The sequence below is a fragment of the Streptomyces marincola genome, assembly GCF_020410765.1.
GTDB lineage: Bacteria > Actinomycetota > Actinomycetes > Streptomycetales > Streptomycetaceae > Streptomyces > Streptomyces marincola.
Map to the genome: position 1 here is coordinate 899,276 of NZ_CP084541.1, position 23,225 is coordinate 922,500.

The 23,225-nt window shown below is 72.6% G+C and carries 18 protein-coding genes and 2 rRNA genes (1 of these 20 cut by a window edge); 5 read left to right on the forward strand and 15 right to left on the reverse strand.

Annotated features, from left to right (window positions below):
* Positions 1 to 44 precede the first annotated feature (44 nt).
* A complete protein-coding gene (locus LC193_RS03805; RefSeq protein ID WP_226071573.1) occupies positions 45 to 605 on the reverse strand; it encodes a hypothetical protein in 561 nt (186 codons plus the stop codon).
* A 321-nt stretch (positions 606 to 926) separates the two neighbouring features.
* Here LC193_RS03805 and LC193_RS03810 point away from each other — a divergent pair, with 321 nt between their 5' ends.
* A complete protein-coding gene (locus tag LC193_RS03810; RefSeq protein ID WP_226071575.1) occupies positions 927 to 1,979 on the forward strand; it encodes a LacI family DNA-binding transcriptional regulator in 1,053 nt (350 codons plus the stop codon).
* Positions 1,980 to 2,009: 30 nt separating this feature from the next.
* On the opposite strand, the gene LC193_RS03815 is transcribed toward LC193_RS03810, so the two are convergent.
* From LC193_RS03815 to LC193_RS03835, 5 genes are all read right to left on the reverse strand, one after another.
* On the reverse strand, positions 2,010 to 3,128 hold the full coding sequence (locus LC193_RS03815; RefSeq protein ID WP_226071576.1) for a glycosyltransferase family 4 protein: 1,119 nt from the start codon (positions 3,126 to 3,128) through the stop codon (positions 2,010 to 2,012).
* 170 nt (positions 3,129 to 3,298) lie between these two features.
* Positions 3,299 to 5,101, reverse strand: coding sequence for a DNA repair protein RecN (recN, locus tag LC193_RS03820; RefSeq protein WP_226071577.1), 1,803 nt, complete (start codon positions 5,099 to 5,101; stop codon positions 3,299 to 3,301).
* 50 nt (positions 5,102 to 5,151) lie between these two features.
* Positions 5,152 to 6,066: an NAD kinase gene (locus LC193_RS03825; protein WP_226071578.1), complete on the reverse strand. Its 915-nt coding sequence runs from the start codon at positions 6,064 to 6,066 to the stop codon at positions 5,152 to 5,154.
* Positions 6,063 to 6,887, reverse strand: coding sequence for a TlyA family RNA methyltransferase (locus LC193_RS03830; protein ID WP_226071579.1), 825 nt, complete (start codon positions 6,885 to 6,887; stop codon positions 6,063 to 6,065). The genes LC193_RS03825 and LC193_RS03830 overlap by 4 nt, the downstream gene beginning before the upstream one ends.
* A gap of 7 nt (positions 6,888 to 6,894) precedes the next feature.
* Positions 6,895 to 7,224, reverse strand: coding sequence for a hypothetical protein (locus LC193_RS03835; protein WP_226071581.1), 330 nt, complete (start codon positions 7,222 to 7,224; stop codon positions 6,895 to 6,897).
* Positions 7,225 to 7,674: 450 nt separating this feature from the next.
* Between LC193_RS03835 and LC193_RS03840 the strand changes: the two genes are divergently transcribed.
* Positions 7,675 to 8,505: a siderophore-interacting protein gene (locus tag LC193_RS03840; protein ID WP_226071582.1), complete on the forward strand. Its 831-nt coding sequence runs from the start codon at positions 7,675 to 7,677 to the stop codon at positions 8,503 to 8,505.
* Between the two features lie 103 nt (positions 8,506 to 8,608).
* On the opposite strand, the gene manD is transcribed toward LC193_RS03840, so the two are convergent.
* The 6 genes from manD to LC193_RS03870 form a co-directional block, all read right to left on the reverse strand.
* The gene (gene manD, locus LC193_RS03845) at positions 8,609 to 9,832 is read right to left on the reverse strand and encodes a D-mannonate dehydratase ManD (protein WP_226071583.1); all 1,224 of its coding nucleotides are present in this window, start codon (positions 9,830 to 9,832) and stop codon (positions 8,609 to 8,611) included.
* Between the two features lie 61 nt (positions 9,833 to 9,893).
* Complete coding sequence (locus LC193_RS03850) at positions 9,894 to 10,754, reverse strand: carbohydrate ABC transporter permease (protein ID WP_226071584.1); 861 nt, start codon at positions 10,752 to 10,754, stop codon at positions 9,894 to 9,896.
* Positions 10,751 to 11,752: a carbohydrate ABC transporter permease gene (locus tag LC193_RS03855; RefSeq protein WP_226071586.1), complete on the reverse strand. Its 1,002-nt coding sequence runs from the start codon at positions 11,750 to 11,752 to the stop codon at positions 10,751 to 10,753. The genes LC193_RS03850 and LC193_RS03855 overlap by 4 nt, the downstream gene beginning before the upstream one ends.
* Positions 11,752 to 13,071 (reverse strand): ABC transporter substrate-binding protein, encoded by a 1,320-nt coding sequence (locus tag LC193_RS03860; RefSeq protein WP_226071587.1) that lies wholly within the window; start codon positions 13,069 to 13,071, stop codon positions 11,752 to 11,754. The genes LC193_RS03855 and LC193_RS03860 overlap by 1 nt, the downstream gene beginning before the upstream one ends.
* A gap of 156 nt (positions 13,072 to 13,227) precedes the next feature.
* Positions 13,228 to 14,013, reverse strand: a complete 786-nt coding sequence (locus LC193_RS03865; RefSeq protein WP_226071588.1) for a FadR/GntR family transcriptional regulator — start codon at positions 14,011 to 14,013, stop codon at positions 13,228 to 13,230.
* A gap of 41 nt (positions 14,014 to 14,054) precedes the next feature.
* Entirely contained in the window at positions 14,055 to 15,134 is a 1,080-nt protein-coding gene (locus LC193_RS03870) for an HAD hydrolase-like protein (RefSeq protein WP_226071589.1), read from the reverse strand.
* A gap of 45 nt (positions 15,135 to 15,179) precedes the next feature.
* On the opposite strand from LC193_RS03870, the gene LC193_RS03875 reads away from it, so the two are divergent.
* Genes LC193_RS03875 through LC193_RS03885 form a run of 3 tightly spaced genes read left to right on the forward strand, consistent with a single transcriptional unit; the run spans position 15,180 to position 18,893 of the window.
* Positions 15,180 to 16,445: a DUF1015 family protein gene (locus tag LC193_RS03875; RefSeq protein ID WP_226071590.1), complete on the forward strand. Its 1,266-nt coding sequence runs from the start codon at positions 15,180 to 15,182 to the stop codon at positions 16,443 to 16,445.
* A gap of 47 nt (positions 16,446 to 16,492) precedes the next feature.
* Entirely contained in the window at positions 16,493 to 17,080 is a 588-nt protein-coding gene (locus LC193_RS03880) for a GNAT family N-acetyltransferase (RefSeq protein ID WP_226071592.1), read from the forward strand.
* 4 nt (positions 17,081 to 17,084) lie between these two features.
* On the forward strand, positions 17,085 to 18,893 hold the full coding sequence (locus LC193_RS03885; protein ID WP_226071593.1) for an IucA/IucC family protein: 1,809 nt from the start codon (positions 17,085 to 17,087) through the stop codon (positions 18,891 to 18,893).
* A gap of 6 nt (positions 18,894 to 18,899) precedes the next feature.
* Here LC193_RS03885 and LC193_RS03890 read toward each other — a convergent pair whose 3' ends face one another.
* From LC193_RS03890 to LC193_RS03905, 3 genes are all read right to left on the reverse strand, one after another.
* Complete coding sequence (locus LC193_RS03890) at positions 18,900 to 19,631, reverse strand: hypothetical protein (RefSeq protein ID WP_226078472.1); 732 nt, start codon at positions 19,629 to 19,631, stop codon at positions 18,900 to 18,902.
* 932 nt (positions 19,632 to 20,563) lie between these two features.
* A 5S ribosomal RNA gene (rrf, locus tag LC193_RS03900) occupies positions 20,564 to 20,680 on the reverse strand.
* Between the two features lie 90 nt (positions 20,681 to 20,770).
* Positions 20,771 to 23,225: ribosomal RNA gene (locus tag LC193_RS03905) — 23S ribosomal RNA — on the reverse strand (it continues 658 nt past the right edge of the window).

Sequence of the window (23,225 nt, forward strand, 5' to 3'; positions counted from 1 at the left end):
CGCCGCCGGCGGCCCCGCCTCCCCGCCCGGCCGCGGGAGGGGGGTCAGCCCGTGAGCTCCCACAGGATGGTCAGCGTGCCCGCGGGCATGGTGACGAAGTCCCCGAGACCCGAGACGGCCCGCGTACCGGCCGTGGAGACGGCGAACGCGACGATCACCGCCGGGGTCGCGCCCCCGCCGCTCCCGTCGGACGCGTCCGATTCCTCGGAGGCCGCGTCCCCCTCCTCGTACGACCAGTCGATGTCGAGCTGCTTCTCGTCGACGCGGTCCACCTTGGCGCGGTCCTTCTCCACCCGGTCGGCGAACGCCCTGGCCGTCTCCTCCCTCGTCTCGGCCTTCAGCTCGACGACGACCCGGTCGCCGAGCAGCAGGTCCGCGCGCTGGGCGCCTTCCGCGTAGCCGTGGGACTGGCGGCTGACGGCGAGCGACGGCACCCGCTGCCGGAGCCAGACGTACAGCTCCACCTCCAGCCACAGCTCCCAGCCGCCCGCGCTCTCGTACGCGATGCCGATCCGCTCGGCGTTCGCCTCCGCCCAGTCCTTCGCCTGCCGGACGAACAGCCGCACCAGTTCCTCGACCGACCGGTGCTCCTCGACAAGATCCACGATCCGCCCCCCCTTCACCGCACGCCCCCGGCCCGCCCCTCCGGCTCGCCGCGTCGGCGCGAGGGGGATTCTGGCACGCGGGCCGTTCCCGCGGCAGAGGGCCGGCGGCGACCGGTTGCGGCGGGAGCCCGGCGCCTACGCTCCGGCGCGGGTGCCCGGCCGCCCTCGCCGCCGGGACTTCCGCGCGGGGCCCGTTCGGGTCGGTGGTCCCGTCGACGGTCGCCGGCGCGCGGCCGGTGGGAGCGCTCTCGGGGCCGCGTCGGTGCGCACGGCCCCGCATGCCGGTAGCGTCGAGGCCCCCCGACGGAAAGGGACCAGGACGTGCGAGGCGACCATCCCACCCTGGAGGCCGTGGCCGCCCACGCGGGCGTGTCGCGGGCGACCGTCTCACGCGTGGTGAACGGCACCGCGGGCGTCAGGCCCGAGCTGCGGGAACGGGTGAAGGCGTCGGTGGCCGCGCTCGGCTACGTGCCGAACGCGGCGGCGCGGAACCTGGTCACCCGCCGCACGGGCGCCGTGGCCGTGGTGATCGCCGAGCCGGAGACGCGGGTGTTCGCCGACCCGTTCTTCGCCCGCCAGTTGCGCGGCATCAGCCGCACCCTGTCCGCCCACGACACCCAGTTGCTGCTGATGCTGCTCGAACAGCGCGCCGACTACGAACGGATCGGCCGCTACCTCGCCGGCGGCCACGTGGACGGCACGCTGATGTTCTCGCTGCACAACGACGACCCGCTGCCCGGCATCGCGGCGGCCTCCGGCCTGCCGACGGTGTTCGGCGGCCGGCCCGGCTGGGCGGGCGCGGAGCGGCAGGCCGACCTGCTGTACGTCGACACCGACAACCGGGACGGCGCCCGCCAGGCCGTGCGGCACCTGCGCGCCCGCGGCCGGCGGCGGATAGCGGTGATCACGGGGCCCCTCGACCAGACCTCGGCGTCCGACCGGCTCGACGGCTATCTCGACGCGCTGGGCCGCCGGGCGCCCGAGCCCGACCTGCACGCGCGCGGCGACTTCACCGTGGAGGGCGGCGCGCGCGCCATGGCGTGGCTGCTCGACCGCTCCCCCGCCGCCGCGGCCCGGCCGGACGCCGTGTTCGCCGGCAACGACCTGATGGCCACGGGCGCGCTGCGCACGCTGCGCGAACGCGGGCTGCGCGTGCCCGAGGACGTGGCGGTCGTCGGCTACGACGACCTGGAGCCGGCCGCGGCCTGGTCGCAGCCGTCGCTGACCACCGTGCGGCAGGACGTGGAACGCATGGGCGAGCTGATGGCCGGCCTGCTGCTGCGGCGGCTCGGCCGCGTCGACGGGCCGGACGGCCAGGTGCCGCCCGCGCCCGTGGTCACCCCGGCCCGCCTAATCGTGCGCGGCTCGGCCTGACGGGCCGCGCGCCGCGGCGGACCCGCGCCGTCAGCTCGCCGTCGAGGCCGTCAACTCGTCGTAGACGCTGAGCACCTGGGCGACCGTGGTGTCCTCCGTCGGCCAGGTGGCGGCCCTGGCGCGCCCCGCCACGGCGAGCGCGGCCCGCCGGTCGGGATCGGCGAGCAGCGCGTCGACGGCCGCGCCCAGGGCCCGCGGGTCGCCGTAGGGCACGAGAACGGCGGCCCCGCCGACCACTTCAGGCACGCCGCCGACCGCGGTGGCCACCAGCGGCACCCCGCGCCGCAGCGCCTCCTCGGCGAGCGGGGCGCGCCCGGCCCAGCGGGCGACGAGGAGCGCCACGTCCGCGTCGGCGAGCAGCGCGCCCGTTCCCGTGCCGCGGCCGACGAGCCGGACCGGCAGGCCCTCGCGGTCGATCCGCCGCTGGAGCGCGGAGCGTTCGGGACCGTCTCCGGCGAGCGCGAGCAGCGGCTGGGGAGTCCTGCGCCGCCAGCCCTGGGCGGCGGCGAGCAGCAGCCCCGGGGTCTGCGAGCGGTCGAGCCCCGCCTCGGCGACCAGCAGGGGCCGCCCGACCGCGCCGAGTTCCGCCCTGAGCTTGCGGCCACCCGCGCCGTCCTCGGGCACGCGGCACGGCGGCAGCGCGACGGGCGCGAGCCGCGCGTCGCGCGCCCCTCGGCCGCGGGCCCGGTCGACGAGGTCGGAGGTGGTGGCGAGCACCACGGACGCGGCCCTGGCCACGCCGTGCTCGATCAGGCGCCGCGCGTGCGCGCGCGGCCCCGGCGCGGTCGACCTGGCGTGCCAGGTCACGACCAGGGGGGTGCGGCGGCGGCGCAGCGCGAGCGCCGCGAGGAGCCCGGCGCGCATGCCGTGGGCGTGCACGAGGTCGGCGTCCGCGCACAGTTCGGCCACGGTGCCGAGGGCCGCGAACGTGGTCCTGGCGGTGACGGGCACGAACCGCGCGCCCGCCGTGGTGAACCGGTACCTGCGCTCCGCCGGGGGCGCCGCGCCGACGGTGACCCGCACGCCCCGGGCGACCAGGCCCTCGGACAGGGACCTGACGTGCGGGCCCGTGCCGGCGCCGCCGCCCCCGAGAAGCTGCACGACGTGCAGCGGGGCGCGGCCGTGCGCAGGTGCCGTCCAGCTGCTCACGCCATCCTCTCCCGGAGTCGCCCGCCGTGGTGGGCGGTGGTCGCGCCGCCGGCGAACCGGTTCGCGGTGCGCTCGGCGGCCCTCCCGTTCCCGGGAGTGGAACGCGCTCCAGAATGCCAGCCGCTTCCCGGTCACGGTAGCGCCCACCACTCGAACGGGTGAGTGAAGGGCTACGCGGGCCGTTCCGCCGCTCCCGCCCGGCGGCCGAGCGCGGCGGCCGTGGCGAGCAGTTCCTCCGCGTGGGCGCGGGCGAGCCGGGAGTCCTCCTGCCCGGCGAGCATGCGGGACAGCTCCCGAACGCGCCCCTCGCCGTGCACGGTGCGCACCCCGCTGTGCGTGACGGAGCCGTCGCTGGTCTTCTCGACCACGAGGTGCCGGTCGGCGAACGCGGCGACCTGCGGCAGATGCGTGACGACGACGACCTGGGCGGAGTCGGCGAGCCTGGCGAGCCGCCTGCCCACCTCGACGGCCGCCTTGCCGCCGACCCCGGCGTCGACCTCGTCGAACAGGTAGGTGGGCACGGGGGCCGCGTCGGCGAACACCACCTCGACCGCGAGCATCACCCGGGAGAGCTCGCCGCCGGACGCGCCCTTGGCGATGGGCCGCGCGGGGGCGCCCGGGTGCGGGGCGAGCAGCAGTTCCACCTCGTCGGCGCCGTGCGGTCCGTAGGTGACGGGCCGGCCGTCGAGTTCGATGGTGTCCTCGTCGCCGTCCGCGGCGTCGGTCTGCCGCACGTCGAACGTCACGCGCGCGTGCGGCATGGCGAGCTGGGCCAGTTCCGCCGTGACGGCCTCGGCGAAACGCCCGGCCGCCTCGCGCCTGGCCCCGGTGAGGACGGCCGCGTGCGCGGCCAGCCGGGCGCGCAGGTCGTCGTGCTCCGCGGTGAGTTCCCCGATGCGGTCGTCGTCCCCCTCAAGTTCCGCGAGCCGGGCGGCGCCGCGTTCCGCCCAGGCGAGCACGGCCGCGCAGCCGTCGCCGCCGGCGTCCCGGTCCCCGTACTTGCGGACGAGGTGGTTGAGGACGGCGCGGCGCTCCTCGACGGCCGCCAGGCGCAGCGGATCGGCGTCGAGGCCGTCGGCGTAGCCGGCGAGGTCGCCCGAGATGTCCGCGAGCAGGATCGCGACCTCCCCGAGCCGGTCGGCGAGCTGGGCCAGTGCGGCGTCGTGGTCGCGCACGCCCTGGAGCGCGCGGTGCGCGCCGCCCGCCAGGGTGACGGCGTCCACGCCCTCGGGGTCGGCCGGGTCGCCGGCCAGCGCGCCGTGGGCGAGGGCGGCGGCGGCGGCCAGCGCCTCCGCGTGGCCCAGGCGCGCGGCCTCCGCGGCCAGTTCCTCGTCCTCCCCCGCGCGCGGCTCGGCGGCGGCGATCTCGTCGAGGCCGAAGCGCAGCAGGTCGGCCTCCTGCGCGCGTTCACGGGCGCGGTCGGTCAGCTCGGCGAGCTCCGCGGCGACGGCGCGCAGCCGCCGGTAGGTCTCCTGGTAGGCGGCCAGCGGCTTCGACACGGCCTCGCCCGCGTAGCGGTCGAGGGCCCCGCGCTGCCTGGCGGGGCGCAGCAGGCCCTGCTGGTCGGTCTGGCCGTGCACGGCCACCAGGTCCTCGCCGAGTTCGCCGAGGAGCCCGGCGGGCACCGAGCGCCCGCCGACGTGGGCCCGGGAGCGCCCCTCGGCGGAGATGGTGCGGCTGACCAGCAGCGCCCCTTCGTCCAGCTCCGCGCCGGCCTCGCGCGCCCGGCGCGCCGCCGCCGAGTCGGGCGGCACGGCGATGCGGCCCTCCACGAGCGCGGACGCGGCGCCGGCCCGTACGTACCCGGCGTCCGCGCGCCCCCCGAGCAGCAGGCCCAGACTGGTGACGACCATGGTCTTGCCCGCGCCGGTCTCACCCGTCACCGCGGTGAAACCCGAGGACAGCTCGACGACAGCGTCGTCGATCACGCCCAGGTCCTTGATCCGCATCTCCTCCAACACGGATACGACCATACGAGGTTATCCGGGCCGCTGCGACGACGGTCCGTGTGACGGGCCCCGGCTCAGTGGCCCGCGCCGCGCCAGCCGGCCACGGGCAGCGCGAACTTGGCGACCAGACGGTCGGTGAACGGGGCGTGGTGGAGGCGGGCCAGCCGCACGGGAGCGCCGCCGCGCCGCACCTCCACGCGCGAGCCGGGCAGCAGCGCGGTGCTGCGGCGGCCGTCGCACCACAGCACGCCCGGCTGCGTGTGGTGCCGCAGTTCCACGGCGAGCACGGAGTCGGGCGCGGTGACCAGCGGCTTGGCGAACAGGGCGTGGGCGCTGATGGGCACCATGAGCAGGGCCTCGACCTCCGGCCACACGACGGGGCCGCCGGCCGAGAAGGCGTAGGCGGTGGAGCCGGTGGGGGTGGCGCAGACGACGCCGTCGCCACCGAACCCGGACACGGGACGGCCGTCCACCTCGATGACCACTTCGAGCACACGTTCCCGTGCTGCTTTCTCGACGGAGGCTTCGTTCAGCGCCCAGTCGGTGTGCACGGTGTCGCCGTTGTCCCGGACCACGACGTCCAGCGTCATGCGCTCCTCGACCTCGTAGTCCCGGGCGACGACGCGGTCGACCACCTGGTCGAGGTCGTCGCGTTCCGCCTCGGCGAGGAAGCCGATGCGGCCCAGGTTGACGCCGAGCATCGGGACCCCGGAGGCGCGCGAGAACTCCGCGCCGCGCAGCAGGGTGCCGTCCCCGCCGAGGACGACGAGCAGTTCGCAGCCGTCCATGACGCCGCCGCACGGCGTCTCCTTCTCGACCCGCTCGACCTCGGCGGGCAGCGGCAGGTCGGCCGCCTCCTCGGCGAGCACGCGGACGCCGATGCCGTGGGCGAGGAGCCCGCGGACGACGAGTTCCGCGCTGCGGACGGCGGCGGGACGGCCGGTGTGCGCGAGCAGGAAGACGGTGCGTGCGTCGTCGCTGGTGGTCACTGGGGGCCCTCCGTCACGGCGCGGTCGAGGTCGGCCGGGTCGAGTGCGGGTGCCCCGGCGCGCAGCCAGAGAAAGTATTCAACATTGCCCGATGGACCCGGCAGCGGGCTGGCCGTGACGCCCGAGACGCCGAGGCCGTGCCCGGCGGCTCGCTCCGCCACGCCCCGCACGGCGTCGGCGCGCAGCCGCGGGCTGCGCACGACGCCGCCGCTGCCGAGGCGTTCGCGGCCGACCTCGAACTGCGGCTTGACCATGAGGACGAGGTCGGCGTCCGGCGCGGCGCACCGGACGAGGGCCGGCAGCACGAGGCCGAGCGGGATGAACGACAGGTCCCCGACGACGAGTTCGACGGGCTCGCCGCCGATGCCCTCCAGGGTCAGGTCGCGCACGTTGGTGCGGTCCTTGACGGTGACGCGCTCGTCGGCGCGCAACGACCACGCGAGCTGGCCGTAGCCGACGTCGACGGCCACCACCGAGGCGGCACCGGACCGCAGCAGCACGTCGGTGAACCCGCCGGTCGAGGCGCCGGCGTCCAGGGCGCGCCGGCCGGTCACGCGCAGCCCGCGCGGGGTGAACGCGTCGAGGGCGCCGGCGAGCTTGTGCCCGCCGCGGGAGACGTAGCCGGGATCGTCCTCGTCCTCGCGGACGACGACGGCCGCGCTGGTGGCCACCTGGGTCGCGGCCTTGGCCGCGGGGACGCCGTCCACGGTGACCCGGCCCGCGTCGATCAGGGTCCTGGCGTGGTCGCGGGAACGGGCCAGCCGGCGTCGCACCAGCTCCGCGTCGAGCCGGCTGAGGCGTCGCTGAGTCGCTGCTGCCAAGGGGAGTTCAGCTCCTGGGGGTCACGGGTGGCCGGTCGAGGGCGGCCAGCGTGTCGCGCAGGCCGCGGTGAACATCCTCGTACACCTCGATGTGGCCGGCGACGGCGAGTCCGTCGGCATCCGCGAGGCGCGCGAGCCGGGCGTCCACCGCGGCGTCGCCCGTGGGCTCGACGGCGATGCCGAGCGGGCGCGGCCCGTCGTCCTGCTCCCCGGCCGCGGGTTCCGCGCCGGTCCGCTCCGCTGGCTCGCGGGGCGGGCTTTCGTGAGGCGGTGCGGCGCGGCCCTCAGCGGGCCCCTGCGCCGCGGGAGATGACGCTGCGTCCTGGGTCGGGTCCATGCTTCCGACGCTACCCGCTGGGCCGTTGCGCGCCGCTCTTCGCGCGGCGGGCCGGAGCGTCGGGCGCCATCCGCCGCGGGCGCGCCGCGCCGCGCCGCCGCGGGAACGATGCCGCGCCGCCGCACCCGCCGCGGCGAACTCCGGCGCGCGACGCGGCGCGCGGGGCCGTCGCACACGCCCGCGCGCTTCTTCCCGACCCTGGAATCGATCACCCCAAAGCAGTTAGGTTAGCCTAACCTCGCCTACGTCGAACGAGAGGTCAAGGCAAGCCGTATGCCCCGATCCCGCACGCCCGTCCCGGCGGGCAGCCTCCCCGCGGGCCGCGTCCCGCAGGGCACGCGCCGCGCGGCCCGCCGAGGCCGGGCGCCGCACTCCCCTCATTCCGCCGACGCCCCGCACGCCGCCGGCCAGCCCGGCTGACGCCCGAGACCGACATCCGGGAGGACGACCATGACCTTCGACTTCTTCGACACCCACGTGCTGCGCGCCGAGCGCATCGGGCCCGGCTTCATCCGGGTCACCGTCGGCGGCGAGGCCCTGGCCGGCTTCGCCAGCGGCGGCCGGGACCAGCGGATCAAGCTGTTCCTGCCGCACCCAGGGCAGCGTCTCGCCGCGGTCCCCCGCGGCATGGGCGCGGCCTGGTGGCCCGCGTGGCAGCGGATGCACCCCGACGAGCGCGCCACGATGCGGACCTACACCGTGCGCGAGTACCGGCGCGAACAGCGCGAGCTGGACGTCGACTTCGCCCTGCACGGAGACATCGGCGTCGCCTCCAGGTGGGCCGCGCGGGCCGCGGCCGGCGACCCGCTGACCGTGCTCGGGCCCGTCGCGGAGGACAGCGGCGGCGTCGACTTCCGCCCGCCCGCGGACGCCGACTGGGTCCTGGTGACCGCGGACGCCACCGCGCTGCCGGCCGTCGAGGGCATCCTCGCCTGGCTGCCGGCCGGCACCCGCGCCAAGGTCTGGATCGAGGTCGACCACCCCGACGACCGCAGGCCGCTCCCGACGCGGGCGGACGCGGACGTCACCTGGCTGTTCCGCGACGCCCCGCGCCCCGGCTCCGCCCCGTCCGTGCTCGACGCCGTCCGCGAGGCGCGGCTGCCCGCGGGAGCGCCCTACGCCTGGCTCGCGGGCGAGGCGGCCACCGTGCGCGACCTGCGCCGCCACCTCGTCGGCGACCGCGGCGTCGACCGCCGCCGCATCACGTTCACGGGCTACTGGCGCCGCGGCACCTCAGAGGAGGACCTGATCAACGAGGCGATCGCCGCCGCCGCGGCCTGAGAACGCGCGGCGGGCCCCGCCGAGGCGGGGCCCGCGGGCCGTGGCCGTCAGCCGCCGCGCCCGGGCTCGGCCGCGTGGCGGCCGCCCGGTCGGGGCGCGGACGTCACCAGTCGTGCACGGTGCCGTCCCGCAGCCGGTTCACGGGCAGGTAGGCCGGCTCGTAGGGGTGGGCCGCGGCGAGCTCGTGGTCGAGCTCGACGCCGATCCCCGGCGCCTCCCCCGGGTGCAGGTGGCCATCGGTGAACGTGTACGCGTGCCGGAAGACCTCGTCGGTCAGCGCGGTGTGCCCCGAGTACTCCTGGATGCCGAAGTTGTGCACCGCGAGGTCGAGATGGATCGCGGCGGCCATGCCGACCGGCGAGATGTCCTCGGGCCCGTGCACGGCCGTCTTGATCTGGGCCTGCGCCGCGTAGTCGAACAGCTTCCTCAGCGGCGAGACGCCGCCGAAGTGCGTCACCGCCGAGCGCACGTAGTCGATGAGCTGCTCGTTCACCAGCGTGCGGTAGTCGTACACCGTGTTGAACACCTCCCCGATCGCCAGCGGCGTGGTGGTGTGCTCGCGGACCAGCCGCAGCCCCTCCTGGTTCTCTGCCGGCGTGCAGTCCTCCAGCCAGAACAGCTGGTACGGCTCCAAGTCCTTGCCAAGGCGCGCCGCCTGAACGGGCGTCAGCCGGTGGTGCGCGTCGTGCAGCAGCGGCAGGTCGGGGCCGAACTCGTTGCGGACCGCCTCGAACACCCCCGGCATGTGCCGCAGATAGGCGTCGGTGTCCCAGTCCTCCACCACCGGGCGGGCCACGCGCCCGCCCCCGGCGGCGCTCTCCTCCGCGCGTTCCGCCTCGGTGCGCACGCCGTACACCTTCGCCAGCCCGGGCACGCCCGTCTGCACCCGGATCGCGGGGTAGCCCTCCGCCAGCCTGGCCCGGATGGAGTCGAACAGCTCGGGTATGTCCCGGCCGTGCGCGTGCCCGTAGGTGCGCACCCGGTCCCGGCTCGCGCCGCCGAGCAGCTGGTACAGCGGCAGCCCCGCGACCTTGGCCTTGATGTCCCACAGCGCGACGTCCACGGCCGCTATGGCCGCCATGGTCACCGGGCCGCGCCGCCAGTACGCGCCCCGGTACAGGTACTGCCAGGTGTCCTCGATGCGGTGCGGGTCGGTGCCGAGCAGCAGCGGCACGACGTGGTCGTTCAGGTAGCTGACGACGGCGAGTTCACGCCCGTTGAGCGTGGCGTCCCCAAGTCCGGTGACGCCCTCGTCGGTCGTGATCTCCAGGGTGACGAAGTTGCGGCCGGGACTGGTGACGACGACCTGCGCGTCGACGATCTTCATGGGGGTGGTTTCTCCGCTTCGGTGGTGCGAACGGGCGTGCTGCGGACGGGGCTCGGGCGGGTCAGCCCTTGGTCGCCCCGGCCGTGAGGCCGGCCACGAGGTACTTCTGCCCGATGAGGGCGGCGATGACGACGGGCACGGTGATGAGGCTGGCGGCGGCCATCAGGCCGCCCCAGTCGGTACTGGCGTAGGAGATGAAGTTGAACAGCGTCACGGGAACGGTCTGCGTGTCCTCGTCGGCGAAGATCAGCGCGAACATGAAGTTGTTCCAGCTGGAGACGAACGCGAGCAGCGCCGCCGTCGCGGTGCCTGGCGCCGCCAGCGGCAGGGCGATGCGCCAGAACGCCCCGAAGGCGCTCAGCCCGTCCGTGCGCGCGGCCTCCTCCAGCTCGATCGGCAGGCTCTCGAAGAAGCCGATCATGATCCACAGGATGAGCGGCACGGAGACGAACATGTGGCTGAGCACCAGGACCGTGTAGCTGCCCACGAGCCCGAGCTGCGCGAACAGGTAGTACCACGGCACCAGCAGGGAGATCGCCGGCACGATCCGCGCCACGAGCACCAGGGAGCCGGTGCGGTGCATCAGGAACCGGCCGACCGCCCACGCGGCGGGCACCGCGATGACGGCGGAGAGCGCGGTCGAGACGACGCCGACGATCAGCGAGTTCAGCATGGACCTGAAGATCTCGCCGTCTTCCACGATGTTGCGGAAGTTGTCCAGGGTGGGCGAGAAGACCAGGCCGACGCTCGGGTCGGTGACCTGCACGTTGGTCTTGAACGCGGCGGCGAACATCCACACCAGCGGCAGCGCGAACACCAGCGAGACCAGGGTGACGGCCACCCCGCGCAGCCAGGAGAGCTTGCGCCGCCCGCGGCTGCGGACGCGCTGCGGCGCGGTGCGGGTCGGGGACGCGGCACTCATGCGGACTTCCTTCCGGCCCGGCGCCTGAGCAGGACGACGACGGCGATGATGAAGAGGGTGAACAGGACGAGCACGGCCGACGCGAGCCCGTACTCCTGGTAGTCGAAGGTGAGCCCGTAGGCGTAGACGTTCAGCGTCTCCACCTCGAAGTCGGAGCCGCCGCCGGGCCCCTTGGTGGCGTAGAGGATGTCGAACGTCTTCAGCGCGTCGACGGCGCGCAGCACCAGCGCGGTGGCGAGGGTCGGGATGAGCATCGGCAGGATCACGTGCCGGAACCGCTGCCAGCCGTTCGCGCCGTCGACCCGCGCGGCCTCCTCCGGCTCCTCGGGCAGCGTGGAGAGGCCGGCCAGGAGCAGCAGCGTCATCATCGGCGTCCACTGCCAGACGTCGATGAACATCAGCGTCGGCAGCGACTGGCTGACCGAGCCGAGGAACTCCTGCGGGGGCAGGCCGACGGAGTCGAGCAGGTGGTTGGCGATGCCGTTGGTCGGGTCGAGGATGAGCAGCCACAGGATGCCGATGGCCACCGGCGTGGTCAGCAGCGGGATGATCAGCAGGGTGCGCACCCAGCGCATGCCGCGGAACGCCTTGCGCATGAGCATCGCGAGCGCGAGGCCGAGCACCGTCTCGACGAGCACGGCCCCGATCGTGAACACCACCGTGCGCTGGACGGCAGGCCAGAAGCGCCGGGAGTCCTCGATGGCGTCGGTGAAGTTCTGGAAGCCGACGTAGTTGCGGTCCGCGTTCACGGCCCCGAAGGCGTCGGTGAAGCTCAGGTTCAGGGTGAAGACGAGCGGGAAGACGATCATCGACCCGACGAAGACCAGCGCGGGCGCGAGCATCGCCCACTTCAAACGCCGGTTGGCCTGCTCGAACGTACGGGGGCCGCGCTCGCGGGACGCCCGCGCGCCGCGCCCGCCGGTGCGGCCCGGCCCGTGCCCCGCGGTCCTTGCGGCCTCGCGGGCTCCGGCGGCCTCTGCGGTTTTCGAGGTGGGCATCAGCTCTCCCGGTGGCGGTTGTCGCGGACGAGGAAGTCGGCGAACTCGGCGTCGGCGTCCCGCGCGACGGGCGGCACCGACTCGCCGAGGATCCCGGCCACGAGCGGGCGGCCGACGATGTCGCGGGCGCGGCTGACCTGGAGCACGTCGGGCCGGTCGTGGCCCAGGCCGCGTTCCGTGCTGACCCGCATGGTCTCGGCCAGCTCCGCGGGGAAGGCGCCGAGCGTCGCCTCGTCGGACCACGCCGACTGGCGGGCGCCGGGGATGCCCTCGGCCTGCAACGCGGCGACCATCTCCGGGCTGGACGCCCAGCGGATGAACTCCCACGCCTCGTCCCGCAGCAGGGAGAACTCGTTGATCCCCAGGCTCCACGACGGGATGTTGTGCGGCCTCGATCCGGCGGGCCCGGCGGGGAACGGCGCGAAGCCGACGGTGTCCCGCACCGTCGAGACGCCCGGGTCGAGGAAGTTGGTGTAGATCGCGTCGGCGTCGATGTAGAACGCCGCCTTGCCCTGGGCGAAGATCGGCATGGCCTGTTCGAGGCTCATGTTGGTGGCGCCCGGCGGGCCGGTGCGCGCCAGCAGCCTGCCGTAGAACTCGTAGGCGGCGACGGCCTCGGGCGTGCCGATGCCCGACCGCCCGTCGACGGTGAAGTCGCCGCCGAAGGAGTAGAGGAAGCTGGACCACTGGCTGACCGAGCCGTTGCGCTGGCCGCGGCCCACGTAGCCGAAGAAGTTGCCGCGCCGGTCGGCCAGCTCCAGCGACATGTCCATCAGTTCGTCCAGCGTGCGCGGCGGGCCGCCCAGGTCGGCCACGAGGTCCCTGCGGTAGTACAGCGCGGGGCGCTCGGTCACCACGGGGACGCTGAGCACCTTGCCGCCGGTGGACGACCGTTCGCGCGGCGCCTCCTGGACGTCGTCCCAGCGGTAGTCCCGATCGCCCTCGACCCGGTCCGTGAGGTCCGCGAGCCAGCCGTTGTGGGCGAACAGCAGCTGCTCCTGGAGTGCCCTGACCATCATCACGTCGACATCGGTCGCTGACGCGTTGAGCTTCACGTTGTAGCTGTTGGACAGCTGGTCCGCGGTGAGCATCGACAGCGACACGCGCCGGCCGATGCGGTCCTCGAACTCCTCGATGCGCCTGCTGATCGTGTGGGTCCACACGTGGTTGATGGCCATGATCCGCAGGGGGGCGTTCGGTGAGGCGGTGCCGCCGCCGCCCGAACACGCTCCGAGCGTGACCCCGCCCGCGACGGCCGCCGCGGTCGCCGCGAACTTCCCGAAGGAACGGCGGCTGAGGGACTGGCTGCTCGTGGACATCCGCGTCCTCGACTTTCTTACTACGTTCTGTCCCGCAATGTCGGTCCAACTGGTAGGACCAGTGGGACCATAACAGCGGGCCGTCCGGATGACCACCCTCTTCGCCGAAAAGTCCGTACCGCGGAACGGCCCCGCCCCGGGGCGCGCCGACCGGCGCTACGCCTGCCGGTCCTCCGCCTGCCGCAGCAGCGTCTCGATGTGCTGCTGCGCCATCACGCCGACGCTCACGTCCAGGTCGGGACCGTAGGTCCGCAGCCCCAGCCGCAGGTGCTCGCGCATCCGCCGGCGCGCCAGGTCGGCGTCGCCGGCCAGGACGGCCTCCAGGATCTCCGGGTGGTGCGGCACCCCCGGCTCCCCGATCGACGGGTCGGAGTTCGAACGCAGCATCATCTCGAACATCATGCCGCTGATCGACGACAGCATGATCCGCAGCACCGGATTGCCGCTGGCCGCCGCGATCGCGTCGTGGAACGCGAGGTCCGCGTTCGCCTTGTCGATCACGTCGGTCGCGTTCAGCAGGGCGTCGTTGGCGACCCGCATCGCCGCCAGGTCCGCCTCGGTGGCCCGCTCCGTGGCCAGGCCGACGATCTCGACCTCCAACGGGATGCGCGCCTCGATCAACTGCCTGACCGTCGGCCGGCCCGCGCGGTACAGCCCGTCGTAACTGCGCGCCTGCCCCGAGGACTGCTCGCTGACGAACGAGCCGCGGCCGGGCGCCACCGCGATCAGGTGCTGGGCCTCAAGCCGCCGCAGGACCTCGCGGACCACGTTGCGGCTCGCGCCGAACTGCGCGGCCAGCTCGCGCTCCGAGGGCAGCTTGGCACCGACGGGAATCTTCCCCGACCTGATGTCGTGCTCCAGCTCGCGCGCGATGCGCTCGGTCAGCAGTCCCCGCTGCTGAGGGGCGATGCGGCCCGGAGACGAGGCGCGGACGGCGGGCATGTCTGGAGGATACAGGGTGCCGCCCCCGCGCCGACGTCCCGCTACAGCCCCAGCCTCGTTAGGGCCGCACCCGCGTCCGCCGTGCCCGGCCCCGCGCCGGCCGCCGACCACGCCGCCGCGCACAGCGCGCGCAGCCCGTCCACCGGGTCCCCCGCGCCGCCCGACAGCTCAAGCCGCCCCGCACGCGCCGCGGCCAGCCAGCCCCCGCACGCGAACCCGTCGCCCTCGGCAACGGGCGCGGGCTGCGCGGCCAGCAGCCCGCGCAGGTCGGCGGCGACGTACGTCGGCCGGTGCTCAGGCGGCGCGGCGAGCAGCAGCGCGGCGTCCGTCACGCCGGTCAGCACCAGCAGCGAGTCGACGCCCCCGGCGTGCGCGCCCTCGATGTCGGTGTCGAGCCGGTCCCCCACCACGAGCGGGCGCTCCGCCCCGGTCCGCAGGATCGTCTCCCGGTGCATCGGCGGCTGCGGCTTGCCCGCCACCCGCGGGCCGCGCGTGCGGCCGGTGGCGATGCGCACGACCTCGACCGCCGCGCCGTTCCCCGGCCCGATGCCGCGTCCGCTCGGAATCGTCAGGTCCGTGTTCGAGGCGAACCACGGCACCCCCCGGTTCACCGCGAGCGCGGCCTCCGTCAGCACGCCCCAGGGCAGCCCGGGCCCGCCGTACCCCTGCACCACGGCGGCCGGGTCGTCGTCGGCCGAGTCCACCGGGGACAGGCCGCGTTCGCGCAGCGCGACCCGCAGCCCCTCGCCCCCCGCGCACAGCACCCGCGCCCCCGCCGGCAGCTCCTCGGCGATCAGCCGCGCCACCGCCTGCGCCGAGGTGACGACCTCGGCGGGCTCGGCGGTCACGCCCAGCCGCGTCAGGTGCTCCGCGACCGTTTCTGGAGTCCTGGCCGCGTTGTTCGTCACGTACGCGAGCCGCATCCCGCCCTCGCGCGCCGCGCGCAGCGACGCGACGGCGTGCGGAAGGGCCTCGCCCCCCGCGTAGACCACGCCGTCCAGGTCGAGCAGCGCCGTGTCGTACGCCTCGCTGAGCGCCAGGGCCGCGCCCGAGGGGGCCGACCTGAAGGCGCGCGCCGGCCCGGCCGGCGCGCCGATTCGTTCGTTCGTCGATTCACCCATGACACGACGATCATTCCGCATGGCGCGGCGGCTTACCATGCCGGGATGCACGCCGGTCTCGATCTCGCGCCGTTCCGTGCCCTGCGCTACGCGCCGGACCGGGTCACCTCCCTCGCCGCCGTCACCGCGCCGCCCTACGACGTCGTGGTCCGCCCCGACGGGCAGCACGCGCTGGAGACGGCCGACCGCCACAACATCGTGCGCCTGACCCTCCCCCGCGCCGAGGACCCGGCGCAGGCGCACCGCGCCGCCGCCGGCATCCTGAGCCGCTGGCGCGCCGAGGGCATCCTGGTCACCGATTCGCGCCCGGCGCTGTGGGTGTACGAGCAGCGCGCGGGCGGAACGCTCCAGCGCGGGCTCATCGGCGCCCTGCGGCTGAGCCCGCCGGAGGAGGGCGTCGTCCTGCCGCACGAGGACGTCATGCCGGACGTCGTCGCGGACCGGGCGGACCTGACCCGGTCCACGGCCGTCAACCTCGAACCCCTGCTGCTCTCCTACCGCGGCGCCGCGGACACCGCCGCCGCGCTGGAACGGGTCGTGAGCCTCCCGCCGGCGCTGGCCACCACGACGGCCGACGGCACCCGGCACCGCCTGTGGCCGGTGGCGGACCGGCGGCGCGTCGCCGCGCTGGCCGGCGGGCTGACGGCCCATCGGGCGCTGATCGCCGACGGCCACCACCGCTGGGCGAGCTACCTGAGGCTGCGCGCGGAGCACGGCGGACGGCCGCCCTGGGACCGCGGGCTCGTCCTGCTCGTCGACACCGACCGCTACCCGCTGCGCGTGCAGGCCATCCACCGCGTGCTGCCGACGCTGCCGCCCGCCACCGCGCTCGACCGGCTGCGCGGCGCGTTCCGCTCCCGCCCGCTCGGACAGGCGCTGCCCGACGCCCTGGAGACGCTCGCGGCCACCCCGGGCCCGGCGTTCGTGCTGGCGGGCGGCGACCGGCCGCACCTGCTCGACCGGCCGGACGCCGCCCTCCTGGAACGCACGATCCGCCGCGACCGACCCGACGCCTGGCGCCGCCTGGACGCGACCGTCCTGCACGCCGCGCTCCTCGACGCGGTGTGGCGGCACGAGGTGCCGCCCGCGTCCGTGCGCCACCTGCACGACGCGCGGGCCGCCGTGACGCAGGCGGAACGCGCGGGCGGCACCGCCGTGCTGCTGCGCGCGGTGCCCGAGAGCACCGTGCGCGCCCTCGCGGAGGCGGGCGTCACCATGCCGCACAAGTCGACGTCGTTCGGCCCCAAGCCGGCCACGGGCCTGCTGCTCAGGCCGCTGGACCCGCGGGACGGCATTGCCGCGCAAATTTAGGTTAGGCTAACCTCACTCCCAGCTTGACCGCCGCACCTGGGAGCCGCATGAGCGCCATCATCTTCGCCAAACAGGTAGACAGGCTCGGGGAGTTCGCCTTCCGCCACGTCGATCCCGACGCCGACGCCGAGCTGCTCCACCGCTGGCTCACCCACCCCAAGTCCGCGTTCTGGCTCATGGGCGACGCCGCGCTCGACGACGTGCGGCGCGAGTTCCGCGCCATCGCCGACACCCCGGGACACGACGCGCTCCTCGGCCTGCACAACGGCGAACCCGCGTTCCTCGCCGAACGGTACGACCCCGCGGCCGAGCCCGTGGGCGGCGTCTACGAGGTCGTGCCGGGCGATGTCGGCATGCACTTCCTCGTCGCCCCCACCGACACCCCGCTGCGCGGCTTCACCCGCGCCGTCATCACCACCGTCATGGAGCTGCTGTTCGCCGACCCGGCCACGCGCCGCGTCGTCGTCGAGCCCGACGTCCGCAACAAGGCCGTGCACGCCCTGAACGCCGCCGTCGGCTTCCACGTCGCCGCCACCGTCCCCCTGCCAGGTAAGGAGGCGTACCTCAGCATCTGCACGCGCGAGAGCTACACCCCCGCGACAGCCGCCGCCCCGGCGACGACCAGGAGTGAATGACCCGATGCCCCTCCCCCACCCCCACCCCGCCCCCGGCCACGAGATCGTCGCCCACCTGACCCTTGAGCACTGGGACCGCGCCGGCCGCCTGCTGATACGCAAGGCCATAGCGGAGTTCTCGCACGAACGCATCCTGCGCCCCGAACGCGGCGACGACGGCCGGTACTCCGTCCGCACCGACGACGGCAAGACCGCCTACCGGTTCGCGGCCCGCCGCATGGCACTCGACCACTGGCAGGTCGACGCCGACAGCATCACCCGGGAGCGCGAGGGGCAGCCGGCCCCGCTGAACCCCCTCGACTTCTTCGTCGAACTCCGCGACACCCTGGGCCTGGGCGAGCAGATCCTGCCCGTCTACCTGGAGGAGATCAGCAGCACCCTGGCCGGCGCCGCCTACAAACTGGCCGCCTCCCCGCGCACGTCGGCCGAGCTGGCCCGCGCCGACTTCCAGACCGTCGAGGCCGGGATGACCGAGGGCCACCCGTGCTTCGTCGCCAACAACGGCCGCATCGGCTTCGACGGCCACGAGTACCACGCCTACGCCCCCGAGGCCGGCGCGCCGGTCCGCCTCGTGTGGCTGGCCGCGCGCCGCGACCTCGCCACGTTCCGCGCCGGCGCGGGACTCGACTACGACACCCTGGTCTCCGAGGAGATCGGCCCCGACGCCCTGCGCCGCCACGCCGACCGCATGGCGGAACTCGGGCTCGACCTCGACGACTACTACCTCTTCCCCGTGCACCCGTGGCAGTGGGTGAACAAGCTGACCGTGACCTTCGCCGCCGAAATAGCCCGCCGCCACCTGGTCTTCCTGGGCCACAGCGACGACGAGTACCGGGCCCAGCAGTCGATCCGCACCTTCTTCAACGCCGACGCCCCCGGCAAGCACTACGTGAAGACGGCCATCTCGGTCCTCAACATGGGCTTCGTCCGCGGCCTCTCCGCCGCCTACATGGACCGCACCCCGGCCATCAACGACTGGGTGGCCGAGGTCGTCGGCGGCGACGCGTTCCTCGCCGGCAACGGCTTTCGCGTGCTGCGGGAACGCGCCTCCATCGGCTACCACCACGCGCAGTACGAGGCCATCGCCAAGAAGGGCTCGCCCTACCTCAAGATGCTCGCCGCGCTGTGGCGCGAGAGCCCCGTCCCGTACCTCGGCGAGGGGGAACGACTCGCCACCATGGCCGCGCTGCTGCACGTGGACCCGTGGGGCGGCTCGTACGCCGGCGCGCTCATCGAGCAGTCGGGACTGCCGGCCGCCGAGTGGCTGCGCCGCTACCTCGACGCCTACCTCACCCCGCTGCTGCACTGCCTGTACGCGTACGACCTGGTGTTCATGCCGCACGGCGAGAACGTCATCATGGTCCTCAAGGACGGCGTCCCGCAGCGGGTGTTCATGAAGGACATCGCGGAGGAGATCGGCGTCATGAACGCCGAGGTCCCGCTGCCGCCCGTGATGGAGGCGCTGCGGCTGGACATCTCCGACGACCTGTGGACGCTCACCCTGTTCACGGACGTCTTCGACTGCTTCTTCCGGTTCCTCGCCGCCATCCTCGACGAACGGGGCCTGCTGGACGAGCACGACTTCTGGGCGACGGTGGCCGCGTGCGTCACCGACTACCAGAAGAGCGCCCCGCACCTGGCCGACAAGTTCGCGCGCCTCGACCTCTTCGTCGACCGCTTCGCCCTCTCCTGCCTCAACCGCCTCCAACTGCGCGACAACCAGCAGATGATCAACGTGCAGGACCCGGCGCAGGCCGCGGAGGCCCTCCAGATGGTGGGCACCCTGGAGAACCCCCTGGCCCGCTTCGCCTGAGCGGTCTCACTCCTCCGGTTCGTCGGCGTCCGGGTCAAGGGCGTCGACGAACCGCACGCCGTCGAGTTCCGCCAGGCGGTCGGCGGCATCGGTCGTCCCGCCGTGGTCCGCGTCGGCGGCCTTGGCGAACCACTCCCGCGCCTCGTCCGAACGCCCGACCGCGAGCAGCGCGTCGGCGTACGCGTACCGCAGCCGCGGCGTCCACGGGTGCACCGCCGTCGAGGCGAGTTCCGGGCTCTGCAACGTCACCACCGCGGCCTCCGCCTGCCCCAGGTCACGCCTGGCCCCGGCCGCGACCAGCCGCATCTCCACCTGTCCTGCCTTGTCCAACTGCCGCACCTCGGGCTCGCCCGCCATCGCGAGCGCGCGTTCCGGACGCCCGATCCCGCGCTCGCAGTCGGCCATGATCGGCCACAGGTGGACGGACCCGGACATCCGCCTGGCCGCACGGAACTCCGTGAGCGCCTCGCTGTACTTCTCCACGCCGTAGGCCGCGAAGCCGGCCGCCTCCCGCACGGCGGCGACGCGCGAGGCCAGCCGCAGGGCGTTGCGCGCATGCCCGTAGGCACGTTCGGGGTCCTCGTCCAGCAGCCTGGCCACCATCACCAGGCTCTTGGCCACATCGGTCGCCAGCGTCTTCGGCAGGCTCATCAGCTCCTGCCGCACCGACCTGTCGATCTCCTCGCCCGTGACGTCGTCGGGGATGGGCAGCCGGGGCCCCTGCCCGCGGTCCCGCACCCGGCCCTGGTGCTCAGGGCCGCGCCCGCGGCCGTCGCGCCGGTAGCCACCGCGCGGACCGCCCCTGAAGTCCCGGCCACCACCGGGCCGGCCGTCACGCCGGTCGTCGCGGGGTCGGTCGTCGCGGCGGTAGCCGCCGCCACCGCCGCGCGGCCGGTCCTCACGAGGACGGTCATCACGCGGCCGGTCATCACGCCGGAACCCCGAGCCGCCACGGCCCCGGTCATCACGGAAACGCTCATCACGCCGGTCGTCGCGGGGTCGGTCATCGCGCCGGAACCCGCCACCACCACGCGGACGCTCCGCACGAGGCCGCTCATCACGGCGGTCGTCCCGCCGGAACCCGCCGGAACCGCCACGCGGCCGGTCCGCGTGCGGCCTGCTGTCACGGCGGTCCCCGCCACGCGGCCGGTCATCCCGGTGGAGGCCGGCATCACGTCCTCGCGACCGGTCGTCGCGGGGTCGGTCGTCGCGGCGGTAGCCGCCGCCACCAGCGCGCGGCCGGTCCTCACGAGGACGGTCATCACGCGGCCGGTCATCACGCCGGAACCCCGAGCCGCCACGGCCCCGGTCATCACGGAAACGCTCATCACGCCGGTCGTCGCGGGGTCGGTCATCGCGCCGGAACCCGCCACCACCACGCGGACGCTCCGCACGAGGCCGCTCATCACGACGAGCGTCACGGCGGTCGCCGTCCCGTCCCGAGAAACGACGGTCGTCCCGCCGATAGCCGCGGTTCCTGCCATCGTCGCTCCGGCCGTCGCCACGACCGCCCTGACCGCTCCGCCCGTCCTGACGACGCGGGGGCCGCGCCGGCCGTTCCTCGTCCGAATTCGACATCGCCGTGATTCCTGCCTCTCCAGCTCACACAAAAAAAGACCTCTGGTTTTCTCAGCATGTACGCTGAGAAAACCAGAGGTCCCATAAAAATTGTCCGGCGGCGTCCTACTCTCCCACACGGTCCCCCATGCAGTACCATCGGCGCTGGAGGGCTTAGCTTCCGGGTTCGGAATGTAACCGGGCGTTTCCCCTCCGCCATGACCACCGGAACACTTGGAAGTGCTCCGAGCGAACACACACACTATTCACTTGGAAACACACAGCCATTGGCTGAACTATCACAGTGGACGCGAGCATCTGAGGACAAGCCCTCGGCCTATTAGTACCGGTCAACTCCACCTGTCACCAGGCTTCCATCTCCGGCCTATCAACCCTGTCGTCTCCAGGGAGCCTTACCCCATCAAGTGGGTGGGAGTCCTCATCTCGAAGCAGGCTTCCCGCTTAGATGCTTTCAGCGGTTATCCCTCCCGAACGTAGCCAACCAGCCATGCCCTTGGCAGAACAACTGGCACACCAGAGGTTCGTCCGTCCCGGTCCTCTCGTACTAGGGACAGCCCTTCTCAAGACTCCAACGCGCACAGCGGATAGGGACCGAACTGTCTCACGACGTTCTAAACCCAGCTCGCGTACCGCTTTAATGGGCGAACAGCCCAACCCTTGGGACCAACTCCAGCCCCAGGATGCGACGAGCCGACATCGAGGTGCCAAACCATCCCGTCGATACGGACTCTTGGGGAAGATCAGCCTGTTATCCCCGGGGTACCTTTTATCCGATGAGCGACGGCGCTCCCACAAGCCACCGCCGGATCACTAGTCCCTGCTTTCGCACCTGCTCGACCCGCCAGTCTCACAGTCAAGCTCCCTTGTGCACTTACACTCACCACCTGATAACCAACCAGGCTGAGGGAACCTTTGGGCGCCTCCGTTACTCTTTAGGAGGCAACCGCCCCAGTTAAACTACCCACCAGACACTGTCCCCGATCCGGATCACGGACCCAGGTTAGACATCCAGCACGATCAGAGTGGTATTTCAACAACGACTCCACCCAGGCTGGCGCCCGAGCTTCACAGTCTCCCACCTATCCTACACAAACCGAACCGAACACCAATATCAAGCTATAGTAAAGGTCCCGGGGTCTTTCCGTCCTGCTGCGCGAAACGAGCATCTTTACTCGTACTGCAATTTCACCGGGCCTATGGTTGAGACAGCCGAGAAGTCGTTACGCCATTCGTGCAGGTCGGAACTTACCCGACAAGGAATTTCGCTACCTTAGGATGGTTATAGTTACCACCGCCGTTTACTGGCGCTTAAGTTCCCAGCTTCGCCATCCCGAAAGACAGCTAACCAGTCCCCTTAACGTTCCAGCACCGGGCAGGCGTCAGTCCGTATACATCGCCTTACAGCTTCGCACGGACCTGTGTTTTTAGTAAACAGTCGCTTCTCGCTGGTCTCTGCGGCCACCCCCAGCTCCAGGCGTAAAGCCCATCACCAGAAGCGGCCCCCCTTCTCCCGAAGTTACGGGGGCAATTTGCCGAGTTCCTTAACCATAGTTCACCCGAACGCCTCGGTATACTCTACCTGACTACCTGAGTCGGTTTCGGGTACGGGCCACCATGAAACATCGCTAGAGGCTTTTCTCGACAGCATAGGATCGTCCACTTCACCACAATCGGCTCGGCATCAGGTCTCACCCTCATGTCGCACGGATTTACCTGCACGACGGGCCACACCCTTACCCCGGGACAACCACCGCCCGGGCTGGACTACCTTCCTGCGTCACCCCATCACTCACCTACTACCCCCTCGGGTCACCGGCTCCACCACTCCCAGAAGTGTCAAAGACACCACCAGGCGGCTTCACGGGCTTAGCATCAGAAGATTCAGCGCTTGCGCTCCACGGCGGGTACCGGAATATCAACCGGTTGTCCATCGACTACGCCTGTCGGCCTCGCCTTAGGTCCCGACTTACCCTGGGCAGATCAGCTTGACCCAGGAACCCTTAGTCAATCGGCGCACACGTTTCCCACGTGTGAATCGCTACTCATGCCTGCATTCTCACTCGTGAACCGTCCACAACACGCTTCCGCGGCTGCTTCACCCAGCACACGACGCTCCCCTACCCACCACACACAAGGTGCGGCGACACGACTTCGGCGGTGTACTTGAGCCCCGCTACATTATCGGCGCAGAATCACTCGACCAGTGAGCTATTACGCACTCTTTCAAGGGTGGCTGCTTCTAAGCCAACCTCCTGGCTGTCTCTGCGACTCCACATCCTTTCCCACTTAGCACACGCTTAGGGGCCTTAGTCGATGCTCTGGGCTGTTTCCCTCTCGACCATGGAGCTTATCCCCCACAGTCTCACTGCCGCGCTCAACTTACCGGCATTCGGAGTTTGGCTAAGGTCAGTAACCCGGTAAGGCCCATCACCTATCCAGTGCTCTACCTCCGGCAAGCAACACACGACGCTGCACCTAAATGCATTTCGGGGAGAACCAGCTATCACGGAGTTTGATTGGCCTTTCACCCCTAACCACAGGTCATCCCCCAGATTTTCAACTCTGGTGGGTTCGGGCCTCCACGCGGTCTTACCCACGCTTCACCCTGCCCATGGCTAGATCACTCCGCTTCGGGTCTAGGGCATGCTACTAGAATCGCCCTCTTCGGACTCGCTTTCGCTACGGCTCCCCACCACAGGTTAACCTCGCAACACACCGCAAACTCGCAGGCTCATTCTTCAAAAGGCACGCAGT